At 31.5% G+C, this 13,545-nt stretch carries 9 protein-coding genes; 4 read left to right on the top strand and 5 right to left on the bottom strand.

Features of this window, described 5'->3' with window-relative positions; all coding sequences use genetic code 11:
* Positions 1-242 precede the first annotated feature (242 nt).
* On the bottom strand, positions 243-626 hold the full coding sequence (locus B7R67_RS07225; protein WP_158095047.1) for a peptidoglycan-binding domain-containing protein: 384 nt from the start codon (positions 624-626) through the stop codon (positions 243-245).
* Positions 627-784: 158 nt separating this feature from the next.
* On the opposite strand from B7R67_RS07225, the gene B7R67_RS07220 reads away from it, so the two are divergent.
* The gene (locus B7R67_RS07220) at positions 785-1,123 is read left to right on the top strand and encodes a DUF3889 domain-containing protein (protein WP_088068971.1); all 339 of its coding nucleotides are present in this window, start codon (positions 785-787) and stop codon (positions 1,121-1,123) included.
* A 957-nt stretch (positions 1,124-2,080) separates the two neighbouring features.
* On the opposite strand, the gene B7R67_RS22740 is transcribed toward B7R67_RS07220, so the two are convergent.
* Positions 2,081-6,223, bottom strand: a complete 4,143-nt coding sequence (locus B7R67_RS22740; RefSeq protein WP_088068969.1) for a S8 family serine peptidase — start codon at positions 6,221-6,223, stop codon at positions 2,081-2,083.
* A gap of 340 nt (positions 6,224-6,563) precedes the next feature.
* Here B7R67_RS22740 and B7R67_RS07210 point away from each other — a divergent pair, with 340 nt between their 5' ends.
* On the top strand, positions 6,564-7,454 hold the full coding sequence (locus tag B7R67_RS07210) for a LysR family transcriptional regulator (protein ID WP_088068967.1): 891 nt from the start codon (positions 6,564-6,566) through the stop codon (positions 7,452-7,454).
* A 112-nt stretch (positions 7,455-7,566) separates the two neighbouring features.
* Here B7R67_RS07210 and B7R67_RS07205 read toward each other — a convergent pair whose 3' ends face one another.
* Together B7R67_RS07205 and B7R67_RS07200 are read right to left on the bottom strand one after the other, a co-directional pair.
* Positions 7,567-9,021 (bottom strand): DUF1254 domain-containing protein, encoded by a 1,455-nt coding sequence (locus tag B7R67_RS07205; protein ID WP_088068965.1) that lies wholly within the window; start codon positions 9,019-9,021, stop codon positions 7,567-7,569.
* 322 nt (positions 9,022-9,343) lie between these two features.
* On the bottom strand, positions 9,344-10,228 hold the full coding sequence (locus B7R67_RS07200) for a LysR family transcriptional regulator (RefSeq protein WP_088068963.1): 885 nt from the start codon (positions 10,226-10,228) through the stop codon (positions 9,344-9,346).
* A gap of 183 nt (positions 10,229-10,411) precedes the next feature.
* Here B7R67_RS07200 and B7R67_RS07195 point away from each other — a divergent pair, with 183 nt between their 5' ends.
* A complete protein-coding gene (locus tag B7R67_RS07195; RefSeq protein WP_167374907.1) occupies positions 10,412-11,155 on the top strand; it encodes an acetoacetate decarboxylase in 744 nt (247 codons plus the stop codon).
* 15 nt (positions 11,156-11,170) lie between these two features.
* On the top strand, positions 11,171-12,241 hold the full coding sequence (locus B7R67_RS07190) for a ketopantoate reductase family protein (protein ID WP_088068960.1): 1,071 nt from the start codon (positions 11,171-11,173) through the stop codon (positions 12,239-12,241).
* 203 nt (positions 12,242-12,444) lie between these two features.
* Here the strand turns inward: B7R67_RS07190 and B7R67_RS07185 are convergent, their stop codons facing one another.
* Positions 12,445-13,542 carry a GerAB/ArcD/ProY family transporter gene (locus B7R67_RS07185; protein ID WP_088068958.1) on the bottom strand — a complete coding sequence of 366 codons (1,098 nt, stop codon included), beginning with the start codon at positions 13,540-13,542 and terminating at the stop codon, positions 12,445-12,447.
* Positions 13,543-13,545 lie beyond the last annotated feature (3 nt).

Genomic DNA, 13,545 nt, shown 5'->3' with positions numbered 1-13,545 from the left:
GCAGAAGATAATAATTGCTGCTTTATAATGAAATTTCTTTTTCAAAATAAATCCTCCTTGTACATACATATAGAATTACTATTTGTAAAAAATTTCTTTTTATTAACAAAAAGCGTAAATTCTGAAATAAATTACACGCACAATGCTCGAATAGTTAATGTAGAGAGTTCAAATAGTAAGGATAGAAGGAAGGAGGAGGTCATATGAAAAAAACATCCAGAACACTATTCGTCTTCATGTTTTTATTTTGTATTTTCATCAAACTTCATCCAGTAATCGCAGAACCAGTGTTTTTTTGTATTGTTCGGTTTATTTGTATCAGGTTTTGCAGGTTTATTATTTGCTGTATTATTTGTAGAGTTTCCATTATAATTTTTTGTTGCTTTCGTTAGCTTTTCTTTAAGCTTCGAACCTGCAATTCCATCAACCTTACCATTAAAAAACCCAATAAATTTTAGTCTACCTTGGAGTTCTTTAACATCTTGGCCAGTTGATCCACGACTAAGAACTTGACTTGTAAATGCACCAGCCTGTTTTTTAGGTAAGTACGTACTTACCATTAAAATTGAAATCGATATTATGCAGAAGATAATAATTGCTGCTTTATAATGAAATTTCTTTTTCAAAATAAATCCTCCTTGTACATACATATAGAATTACTATTTGTAAAAAATTTCTTTTTATTAACAAAAAGCGTAAATTCTGAAATAAATTACACGCACAATGCTCGAATAGTTAATGTAGAGAGTTCAAATAGTAAGGATAGAAGGAAGGAGGAGGTCATATGAAAAAAACATCCAGAACACTATTCGTCTTCATGTTTTTATTTTGTATTTTCATCAAACTTCATCCAGTAATCGCAGAACCAGTGTATGAACCTCCATATGCAAAATGGGGAAAAATAGCCGTATTAAGAACCATCGAAAAATATCCCCAAGCAGATGTAGTTGATTATTTACACATAGGAAGAGAACAAAAAAACTCAACTGTCTCATTAGAAAAATTTAAGCTCTGGTTAAGAATGAAAGATGGAAGCAGGGAATTTGGTGTATTTGTAAATGTCGAATTTGATCCAAGAACAGATAAATATTTAGGGATTACATATACTGAAACTGATCGATAAATTGATTAAAAACATCGCTAATTTAGTGATGTTTTTAATATGTGGTTATTTAAAAGAAGTAAATAGACTTTTTAAGATTTGTTGTGAAGTAATTATATAAAATGGGAAAAATAAAAGAGTGACAAAGTGACATATTTTATAAATAATTACATCAAACTTTAATTCAAATTGTTAAATAGTTAAACAATTTAAATAATTGAGTTTAAAAAATTAGTAAAGCTGCAGCAGAAATTTGAAAACTAAATAAAAAGCAAAAAAAGTATCTGCTAATTAAATTAAATGATGTAATAATCATTATTTAATTTTTAAAACTCAAAATTTCATTTAAATTAATATGGAATTTTAGTGCAAATTAATTAAACTGAACTAAATAAGCATTTAAATTTAGATTTTTGCTTAAAATATTAAAATGAATTAGATCATCGGTTTATAGTTAAATTTTCTGTTTCATCTCAAAACATTAAGAATACTTATGTATTGAGATGAGATTTATTGTTTTTACTTCAACTTCCTATAATATATATTATGTAAACTAGAATAACACAAGAAACCTAGAACCACGTACTTACACGTACTCACCTCCTATTAAATCATTATTAGGAGTATTCTTGATTCCCTAACACTATAATTTTTGGATGTCTTTTGCACATGAATATTCAACATGCCATTGATAAATTTTTGATCAATTCTTGCTTCGATTTTATGACTGATGTTGAATCTCCATATTGCATATGAAATTAAGTAAACTCGTGATGTTCTTTAAAAATATTTTTAAGTAATAGCTAGATCCCCGCTCATTGTTTTTGGTTATATCGCAAATATAGATATTTGCTAATTACTCTTACAAGGTAATAATAAAGTTTGATCCAAAACGTTTGAAATTCTTCTCCTAGAATAAAAATAAATCACGCAAATAAATTACGTGATTCATTTTTTAAGATATGAAAATGTAAAAATTTATTGAATTCCTAACTCATTTTTAATATCATCCAACGTTTTTCCTTTATATTGTTTAACTGGTTTTGGAACGTTATCAAATGCAGTGTTTTGTAATAAGTAGTTCTTCTCTACATATGCAAAGTCTTTCGCATCGACTGTACCGTCGAAATTAATATCCGCTGATCGTTTATTTGTTCCCCAATATGTTTGGATTGTTAGAGCGTCTTGAATATCGATAACATTGTCTTTATTAACATCTCCCGCAGTAGCAGTATCAATCGTTTCAGTTCCTAATCTCAATTTATATCCGTATATATATCCATCTAATGTATTGTAAGCTTTATCGAATTTACTTGAAGTTGTAAAATGACCCGGAATATCTGTGACGATCGTAAATTCATCTTTCGTAACAGGCAACCCAGAAATAGTAAACTGACCTCTTGTATCCATTGTGCCTGTGTATGGTTTACCTTTACTATCTATGACTGTTACTTTTGCTCCTAATTTCGTATAATCTAATGTCTTCAACGTACCATCTGAATTTTTGAAAGTTTCAGGTTGAATATAACCAATTACACTAGAAAAATTCGGCAAAATATTAATTGGCACGACCGCTGTAATGGGTTTAGTTACAGTATTGTCAACACTTGTAAATGTCGAATTTACACTGTAAAAGCTAGAATAAGTGTATACGTCCTTTAAGTCTGGTATTTTAATTGTAACGTCAACCATCGGAATATCCCCAGATACATCTTGTGAACCATCAAATACCACATCTACATTTGATTTCACTGTTGTACTTGTTGGATTTGTTGTTGTTACATTTAATTGTCCACCAAGTTTTTTAGCTTCTGGATTTAAAGCAATGTTAACAATATTTGTATCTAAAGTACTCGTTGTAAAGTTATAGTTTGCTAGTTTTAATTTACTTGCATTATTAGCAGTTAATGTTACAGTCAACGTATCTCCTACTTGTGCATTGACTTGATTTAATCTCGTAGGGACATTTGCTTGTCCATAAACATATGGTGTACCCTCTTTTACAAATAAATATTGTTTCATACCGTTAAAGTTTGTTGCTTGGTCAACCCCTACAAATCGAACATTTAACATAGGTAAATTTGGATTCATCGTTATTTGGTCTTTCGCATTACCATTTGCATCTAATGAAAGTTTTCCAGTTAAGTTAAAACTATTATAATAGTAACCTATCGTATTTTGTGATTGATCTGTATTTATTCCCTCAGTTTTCATTTGATCGACAATTTTATCATTAATTGACGCAGAAACTGGAATCGTTTTTTGATCTGGCTTATATTCGATAAATGGATTACCCGGTTTTTCCCCTTCTACATGAACGTCAAATTGACTTGGCATTGTATTATCAATAAATAAGTCTTGTGAAATTGTATGTGCGATTCCTTTATCATCATAACCAATCAACTTAAGTTTATAATGACCTTCTTTTGCTAAAACTGGCTTCATGTTAATAGGATTATTTGTATCACCTGTAAATGGATAATAATACCCCATAAACGGTTGAATATTGTATTGAACTCCTTCATCGTAATAATTACCATCAAATTCATTTGTAATTCCTAAATCTTCACCTGTTGTTACATCATAAAGTACAGCGTCTATATATCTCATATGAGATTTTAATGAAAAGGTTGCCAATAAATAAGGGTTGAATAAAGGTGTACTTAAATTATTTCGATCTGTTGACAGCGATTGACGTTTAAGAGTCAAATCTTGGAAACCTTGCTCAACGTAGTGTGTTCCAAATGGGACACGGTATGTTTCAGATGAATTATCTTTATTTGTATACACTACATACCCTTCGTAAATTCCTTTTTCAGCAGTTTTAGGTATGTTTAAAGATACTTTGATTTTCTTTTGGCTACCACCATTTAATGTAATTGATGATGGTGCTTGAATTGTTACTCCGTTTGCTACAGCATCTTTTGATCCACGAAGACCCCCTTGGTAATTGACTTTTACATCAAAGGTTTTTGCTTTTTCTCCGCTATTCATTAATGTTACTGTACGAGAATCTGAAAGATCATCTCCCGTGAAAACTTCATTACCAAAACTTAGCGCTCCTGTATCGATGTTTATTTGTTTTTCTTTTCCGTTAATAATAGTCGGAGTATTCTCTTTCACTTTAATTTCAACCGTAGAATGAATAGCTTGATAAGGATCAATACGACCCGCACCTTCTTCAAATACTGAATATGGTTTGCTTAAAGGGTCAGCTGTATTCATTAAGATTGATTTTACATCTTCTGGTTGAAGGTCTGGTTTTGCTTGTAATAATAGTGCTGCAACACCTGCTGTAAATGGAGTTGCCATTGAAGTACCAGACATCCGCTCATAAGCGTATTGATAATTAGTTGGATCATTTGGATTATGTAAAAATCCTGGCACTGTTGATAATACATTAACCCCTGGTGCCGTAATCTCAGGTTTAATTTCATAATTTACACGAGTCGGTCCACGTGAACTAAAATCAGCTAAATTATCTCCCGTAGTTGAAATATTCCCAATATCACTGAATGCAAATTGAGTGTTACCTGCAGAAATTTTTTGTTTCAAAGCAAGTCCATCAACATTTGTTAAATTAAATGAAGGAATAAAGTCCGAACTTTCTCCTAAATAAAATGGCATATATCCTTCAGATGCCACATTATCGTAAATAAGTATAGCTGCTGCACCTTTTAATTTCGCCTGTAAAATTTTATCGTTAATTGTACTGGTTCCGCGAGCAACTAATACTACCTTTCCTTTTACATCTAAATTCGTGTAATTGCTAGCTTGTCCAACTCCTGGAACATTAACGATCGTGTAATTGTTACTCAAAAGTGTTGATAGATTATCACTAAAATTTTTTGCCAGTAAGTGCATATCTGAATTTACATTATCAAGATGTCCTTTCACTGTAGGAATTTGTGTTGGTACATCACTTGCGCCTACTGTTAAAGCCAAAGCAGCTCCGCCGGGAGTACCTACTGTATACATTCCATTCCCGGAATTACCAGCAGCCACAACTGCTGTTACACCGCTTAATACTGCATTATTAATTGCAATACTTTCCGGGAATAATGGATCATTATAGTTAGCCCCTAATGAAAGGTTCATAATATCCATTCCATCTGATACAGCTTGCTCAATCCCTGCAATAATATCTTCAGTCGAACCACTTCCGCCAGGACCTAGAACTCGATAAACATATAAATCAGCTCCAGGAGCTACTCCTGTAGTTGCATACTCACTATCATTTATTCCTTGACCGACAATTGTCCCCGAAACATGAGTTCCATGTTCCGTCATATAAGTTGTTGCTCCTGTAGTACCTCCAGGCTTACCTGCCTTTACCCAATCATCGTATGTTGTTTCCATTGGATCATTGTCGTTATCAACGAAATCATATCCGCCTTTATATGCATTCTTAATATCTGGATGGTTATAATCGACTCCTGTATCGAGTACTGCAACTTTTACACCTTTACCTGTAAACCCTTCATCGTGTAATTTATCGATGTTTAAATATGACCGTTCGGCTGCCATACCTTGCCCTTTTGCTTCATTAGATGGCTGTGCTTCTTCGGTTGGTTGTTCAACCTTAACAGTAGAATCGCTATAAATAGCTTGTACTACTCCTGATTTTAGTAAATCCTTTATCTTATTTGCAGGTACTTCTATTGATACTCCATTAAATGCATGTTTATATTCACGTTTGATTTTATATGATCCTTCTGACTTTGTTTTAAAAGTATCCATTAAGTCAGATTTAAAAGTCGTATGATCTTCATCTACATTGTTCTTTGCCTGTTCATCAGACAAACTTTTCCCTTCGACTGCAGCTTCTAACATAGCAGCTTTCTGTGGTTTATTTTTAAATTCAACTATTACGGAAACATTACTAGAACTCTCAAGATTAACACTTGAATCTAAAAATAGTCCTGATTGATCGTTGTTTGAAAGTTTTTCTAGAGCCTGTCTTTGAGCCGGACTTAAATTCGCTAAAATAGACTCTGCTTTTGATAAACCTTCAGCATTTGTAACATTTGATACCGGTATGATTGGAGCTAAAATAACACTAGATGATAATGCAAATACAGCAAAACTTTTCGTCATTTTACTATTTCGTGCTTTTCTCATGATCCTTTGTTTACCCCCATTTTTTCTCTAGTAATCCAGAATAAAATACCTAAAAAATAGAATTCTATCATTCATTACTAGTAGTTTATTTAGACAACATGATTGCCTATTATTATTTTAAATTTTCAGCCTATTTAAGTATAATAGTGAAAATTTAACAGGTATTTAAATTTCACGAAATTCCACATGAGATATGAATGGAATGAAAGAAAAAAATTATAAATATTTTGATAAAAAGATTAGATTGATATCACTTTCGAATAATTATTACAAATATTCTGCCTACTAATGTATAATAAAAAAAACTTGTTTGATTTATGTAATACTACGGAGGAAAAGGATGTACATAGAGAAGATTAACTATCTTATAGAAGTTGCAAAAGAAAGATCGATTATTAAAACAGCTGAGAAACTCCATACTTCTCCTTCGGTAATAAGTCAATTCATTACCCAAATGGAAAAAGAATGGGGATTAAAGATTTTTGTACGCACCAAAACAGGCACCCTTCCAACTGAAGAAGGTAAAATTGTTTTAAGGAAAGCAGCTGAAATTTTATCTAAATACGAAGAATTAAAAGAAATGATCAGTACTCAAGCTAACATAAAAAAATCAATATTAAAAATATCATATGTTCCCAGTTTAACGAATGTAATATTTAATACGGTTTTGGAGCTAAAAAGGGAATCACCAGATGTTGATGTATACATGTATGAAATGAGTCCTATGGAAGTAGCAAATCATATTAAACTTGGCAAGTCCGACTTAGGATTGCTTCCTATGAATGAAGCTCAATTAAAAAGTGAAATTGATCTTCATTATAAAAAAATAATTGATGGGAAATTGTGTATTTGTGTAGGGAAGGATTCTCCATTAAGAAGGTTTGATGTCTTAACACCTGAGGATATAAAAAATGAGAAATTTGCTTTATATAATGGTGAGCACGTAAAGCGAATTTTTGATCTTTTCTTTGATGAAGTTAACATTCTTTTTTCTGCTACAAATACAGAAATCATAAAAAATGCAGTTGTAGAAGGATTGGCCATAACATTAACATATGAAAAGACTTTAAATACAGACATAAATGTTTTAACTGGTAAGATGTATACGATTCCAATTGAATTACCTAATTTTAATCCTAACCCATTATGGACTATTCAAGCTAACAATAAACCTGTATCGAGTATTACTAAGAAATTTCTTCAATTACTGAAAAAGGAAATTAATTACTAAATAAAGAACCCACCTTACTTAGGTGGGTTTTACTTGTTGCCATCATGTTGATTTAAATACTTTACAATACCGTTGTAAGCCTGAATACTAAGTATTGCTCGATTTCGAATGATTAATTTATTTTTTGCACAGAAGGCATTTTATAACTACCATTCAACACATTAAAGCTAGGCTGATAAAAGCGCATTATTAATTTAAAATCTCCTTCAGGAGCAGGTAACCAGTTTGATTCGTTCCCTTTTGGTAGATCGTGTTGAATGTAAATATCTAATGAACCATCTTGATTATATTTAAGATCATCTGAAAAATTACCTATTTTATAACGGTTTATTGGATTTTTTACTAAATAAAAATCTGTCCCGTACATAGTTAATGACCAAAATGCCTGCACATCAGGTAATTTCCCTTTATCAAAATGTAATACATATTGATATTTTCCGTTTAGTTGAGTGCTAGTGTTATCAACTAAAGTGCTTGAGTAAAGTGCCTCTTCAGGAATATGTGCAACTGTACCATTAAATGCGATAACAGATCTTAATAAATAATTATGTCCGTATACACCACCATCAAAACTAAAATGCCAATCCTTAGAAGATGCTCGCTGCTGAGCTTTATATTTAATAATGTCAATAGCATCTTTTATTGCACGGTCAACCCCTTTTAATGTGTCTTGACTAATATTTTTCAGCGGGTCTTTCACAGTAGGATCGATACCAATTTCTTTAAATTGATCTAAAAATGAAAACTCCTCTTGGCTAGGCATATTTTTACGAATCTTTTCATTTAATAACGTCAAGAAATCTTTAGATGTTAGCGCTTCCACTTTTGAATTCGTTAAAAGAACGTTCCTTCTTTCGTTTAAAATTGGATTCTTCCCATCTAACTTTGTGATTGTAAATTTCTTCTCTAATTTAACTGCTTCGGTTAAATCATTGTCATTTCTAACTAAAATTCTACCTAAAGCCCAAACATGATCAGTTGGTGCTTGTATCTTTGTAACCCCCTCTGGCAAAGTACCTTTCCAATTAGGTGGTACAATTACGAAGTGTCCTTCTTTGGTTCCTGTCGTTCGTCGACCAATATAGTTAAAAGTATTGTCCCATGCATCAACAAGTTGAATACTATAATAGCGGTCATTTGTATCAGGAACATTTACCATAACTGGATACTTAGAGAGATCTAACCATGCATCATAATATAATGTATCATTATTTGGTGCCATTGCACTTTTTTCGTCTGCAGTTGCTAATGTTTCACTATATCTAAATTTATTTAATAACAACCAATCATTCGATTTCGTAGTCGCTCGAAGCTGTTTCGTACGGTCTAATGAGAGTAAAGGATATCCATAAATAAATGCTTGTAACCCTAAACTGTAAGCAAGATTTTCAGCTGGTGAAGGTGTTACAATACTCTCTTTCTCAGATAATTTTGGTGAGATAACTGTGTTCTTTGTAACTCCTTTCATTTGATCGTTTGTTTTTGCTGATACTAATGACATAACAGGGCTGAACGAAAGAAATACAGTAAGAACTGCGGAGACATGAATCAATTTACGTTTTGACATAATACTCCTCCTATATTTGTAAAATCAGATGAACATCTGTCCACTATTTTATTTTAAATTTTCAGATAATTAGTTTGAATAGTTAAATTTTGAACTAGTATTCAAATTTCACGAAATCTTATGGTACTAATTGATAGAAAAGCTTAAAAATCATTTAATGGCGCTATTCAGCATCATAAATATACTAAACAAAAGCACCATCTCTTTTACGAATATGGTGCTTTTTTTATGTGTGCAAACGATTATTTTAACTCATTCGTCATTATTATCTTAGTCTTATTAGCTAATAAACTTTTAGTTAAATAATTTCTATTTTTGAAGCTTAGTCAATAAATAATTGTGCAGTGAATTTTTCGATTATTGGAGTTACTTTTTCTTCCTTTCTAATTACTCTCCACAAGTAATATGGGATGGTTTTATACTTTTTTAATCTAATAGTCACTATTTGATCTTTAATGTGCTGTGGGAAAAAATTGACGAGATAATTTGGCCAAATTGTCACAGCATTTCCATTTATTATCATTTGAAAAATCGCTTCAACATTATTAGTAGTTAAAGAAATTTCATTCCTCGATTTTTCAGATAATATATTTTGAGTAATTTTTATTAAGTAAGGGTCATTATATAAGACGATCATTTCATCTGATAAATCCTCACCAGATATATTCTCTTTAAATCTTAAATCTGACTGTTTATTTACAATTAATACTGTCTCCCCTTTTATTAATGGCTCCCAGTTTAAAGACTCCTCTTCAAGTTTTGAACTAAATGATAAAAAGCCAAAATCTGCGTCTCCATTCTTTACTTGGCTCAAAACTACTGCAGAATCCCCCTCAACAAGTTGGATATTAACATGTGGAAATTCCTTTCTAAATCCAATCGTCGTATTTATCATTTTTGAAATAATTCCAGGAATTGTTGCAATAACAAGATTCCCTTTATTTTCACTTTTTAATAACGAGATGTCATTTTTCATTCGCTCGATATTTTTAAGAACGCTAACAGCATGCTGAATAACTACGTTTCCTTCTATTGTTGGGATTGTACCTTTTCTTGATCTTGAAAAAAGTTCTACATCCAACTCCGCTTCAAGTTGAGCAATTGATTGACTAATCGTAGGCACTGTCATTCGATTTTTTTTAGCTGCATCTGTAAATGATCCTAATCTTCCTACATCAATCAAATATTGAAGTTGGATGATATTCATTAAACTCACTTCCTTAAATTTTTTTTAAACATAATTAATTTTTATTAAATATATTTTACTATAAATCATCGTTTATACTACTTACTATTAAATCTTTCAATTTAATAATAAGCTAATCGGGGATACTTTCTGTTCGACGAAATGTCAAAATAACAGAATTCCCGCTGATGGAGGGTAATTAAAATGAACATTCAAAACGTATCAAAACACTTAACAACACCATTGACTTCTCAAGCATATCCGTTGCCTCCATATAAGTTTGTAAATCGAGAATATTTAAATATCGTTTATCGAACTGATATGAACGTCTTACGTGAAATGGTCCCTGAACCTTTAGAAATAATTGAACCTTTCGTTCGCTTTGAGGTTATGCGAATGCCTGATGTTTCTGGACTTGGATCTTATACTGAATCAGGTCAGGTTATTCCAGTTGTCTTCAATGGAGAAGAAGGTGACTATGTTCACTCAATGTATGTAGACAATTTCCCTGCCATAGCAAGTGGACGCGAATTATCTGCCTACCCGAAAAAACTAGGAGCACCAAATTTATACGTGGACTCAGATACATTAGTCGGGACACTTGATTATGGTTCAATACGAGTTGCAACCGCCACAATGGGTTATAAGCACGTACCAATGGATCAAAATGATGCACTGAAAGAAATTTCTCGTCCAAATTATATGATAAAAATTGCAACTGGATATGAAGGGCAACTAAGAATATGTGATTTAGTACGAACTCAAATTACTGATATTAAAATTAAAGAAGCATGGTCAGGTCCTGCAAGACTGCAATTATTTGAACACGCCCTAGCACCTTTTGCTGATCTACCGGTATTGGAAATTATTTCAGCATCACATATTTTAACTGATTTAACTTTAAATGCAGCACAGCCAGTATTTAATTATCTTGATGCAAATAAATAATAGGAGTGATTTAAAATGAGAATCGCAATTTTAGGAGTAGGTTCATTAGGAACAATCATTGGAGCTTTTATAGCTCAAGGTGGAAAAGAAGTAGAATTAGTAGACGTTAATCAAGCACATATTGATGAGTTAAACAAGTCGGGTGCAAAAATTATTGGTTCTACAAACATCACTGTACCAGTAAAAGCAATTACGCCAAAAGAAATGACAGGAAAATATGATTTAGTTCTTTTACTTACAAAACAACTTTATAATGATTCGATTTTAACTGAATTACTACCTTTTTTAGATGATAATAGCGTGGTTTGTTCGTTACAAAACGGTATCCCAGAAGAAAAAATTGCTACACTTATCGGGAAAGAACGTGTAGTTGCAGGTTCAGTAGAATTTGGTGGTACTTGGGTTAAACCTGGTGTATCGAAATTAACTACAGCATATGAAACTTTTAAGGATCATGCCTTTGAAATTGGTGAACTTGATGGTTCAATTACCGATCGAATCCAACATATAAAATCCATCTTAGATCTTGTTGGAAACACTGTGATTTCTACTAATCTTGATGGAACAAAATGGTCTAAACTATTAGTAAACGTAGCTTTGAGTGGAATGTCTGCAGCGCTTGGTTGCACATTTGGTGAAGTAATAGAGAATAAATATGGTGTAATAAGTGCAGTTCATTTAGCGGATGAAACAATTAAAGTCGGCAAAGCAAAGGGGATAAAATTTGCTTCCATGCATGGTTTCGATATAGCTTCTATCGAAATAAAAAATGAAATAGATATCCAAAATCGAGTTGAAACATTTCGAACGATTTTTAAACCACAATCTTTATTAAAAGCAAGTATGTTACAAGACCTTGAAAAGAAAATTAACACAGAAATAGATTGTATTAATGGAGTTATTCCGTATCATGCAAAAGGAACAGGAATTTTAACACCCTTTAATGACTTAGTTGTAAAACTTGTAAAAAATGCAGAAGAATATAGAACTATTCCGAAATTCGATACTAATATTCAATACTTTAAAGAATTGGTTAATGAGTTAAATCTAGTAAGTTATCATTATAAAAAAAGGGTTGATTCTTGAAAGTTTTTTTAGTATTAAAATAAGAGTTTACACACCTATAACATATCAACCATTTTCAATAACAATTTAATACATTACAAAAAAACAAACCATAAGTAATCTTTTTGGTTTGTTTTTTAAATCCTTCTACCTAATTGTTTAGTTTTGAACTTTAAAAAATTGACACTCTATTCTCAATTGGGAATTTGTGTTCAATAATCAACCTAACCATAAGTTATTTTATTTCGCACAAACGAAGTAATTAGCAATATAAACGGCAGAATAATTTGTAAAGGAATATGTATGTAATAAGGCACAAGTTTTAGTCCTATATAAAGATGTTCTACGGAATTGGATGCAATGTATTTAGACAATACATATGTTATTAAACCAATTGGTATGATTAATCGGTTAGGATTTTTTATTTTCAATAAATCGGCAAACCCAATGACTGAGCAGTAAAAGAAAATTAATATTTTAAATAAGCCAAAAATCACTAAAAACATTACGATAAATGGTTCTAGTCTTGTTATAAAATTTGCCAAATTTATCAAACTAACGCTTGTCAAAATTGGAAATGTATTATTAATAACAGTATCTTCACCTAAGATTGCAATATGCCAAGCAGCTGAAAAGCTTAAGTAAAATCCGCTTATTAAAATAGCGCTAAGACCTATTTTTCTTGCTTGATTAGACTTTGATAAAAATGGTAGTAGCATATTAAATGTAATCATTTCTCCAAATGGAATTGTTATTACAGTTGGGAATAGTGTCTGTAGGATCGGCTTCCAACCATCTCCTAAAATCGGTAATAAATTTTCAGAATCAGGTAATTTATTAAGCATTTCTAATGTGAGAAAAACTACGATGATTAACGATACAATTATTAAACCTAATGTTGAAAGACGAGAAAATGCTTGTAATCCAGTTGCTGCTATATACATAACACTTATTATCATTAAAAATGCAATCAACTTCATTGAAGTGTTTTCATATGCAGTTGTAATTAATAAAAAGGAGAAATCTCGAAGGACACGAGCAGCTAGGTACATAAAATATAAACAATAGATTACCCCGATTGGCCACCCTATAAATTTCCCCAATATCTTTTGAAGTAAACTTGTAAAGATTAAATGAGGATAATATTGATATAGGCTAGTATAAATTAAATATAATACGCAACCAATCCCTGTCCCTAGTAGCAGAACGATCCAATTGTTTTTTCCTGACTCTTTTCCTACTTCAATTAATAGAGCACTACCTAATTCAAATATCACTATTAAACTAAATAACTGAAAAGAGTTGATTCTACTCGCATTCATCTT

The sequence above is a fragment of the Gottfriedia luciferensis genome (assembly GCF_002156865.1).
Classification (GTDB): Bacteria; Bacillota; Bacilli; order Bacillales; family Bacillaceae_G; genus Gottfriedia; species Gottfriedia luciferensis.
The sequence above is the reverse complement of the archived record's forward strand: the minus strand, read 5'-3'. Positions and strand labels throughout refer to the sequence as shown.

Bases quoted from the DNA above. Each gene is read 5' to 3' on its own strand.
- B7R67_RS07220 (WP_088068971.1), top strand. From the start codon at position 785: ATGAAAAAAACATCCAGAACACTATTCGTCTTCATGTTTTTATTTTGT.
- B7R67_RS22740 (WP_088068969.1), bottom strand. From the start codon at position 6,223: ATGAGAAAAGCACGAAATAGTAAAATGACGAAAAGTTTTGCTGTATTT.
- B7R67_RS07210 (WP_088068967.1), top strand. From the start codon at position 6,564: ATGTACATAGAGAAGATTAACTATCTTATAGAAGTTGCAAAAGAAAGA.
- B7R67_RS07205 (WP_088068965.1), bottom strand. From the start codon at position 9,021: ATGTCAAAACGTAAATTGATTCATGTCTCCGCAGTTCTTACTGTATTT.
- B7R67_RS07200 (WP_088068963.1), bottom strand. From the start codon at position 10,228: ATGAATATCATCCAACTTCAATATTTGATTGATGTAGGAAGATTAGGA.
- B7R67_RS07195 (WP_167374907.1), top strand. From the start codon at position 10,412: ATGAACATTCAAAACGTATCAAAACACTTAACAACACCATTGACTTCT.
- B7R67_RS07190 (WP_088068960.1), top strand. From the start codon at position 11,171: ATGAGAATCGCAATTTTAGGAGTAGGTTCATTAGGAACAATCATTGGA.
- B7R67_RS07185 (WP_088068958.1), bottom strand. From the start codon at position 13,542: ATGAATGCGAGTAGAATCAACTCTTTTCAGTTATTTAGTTTAATAGTG.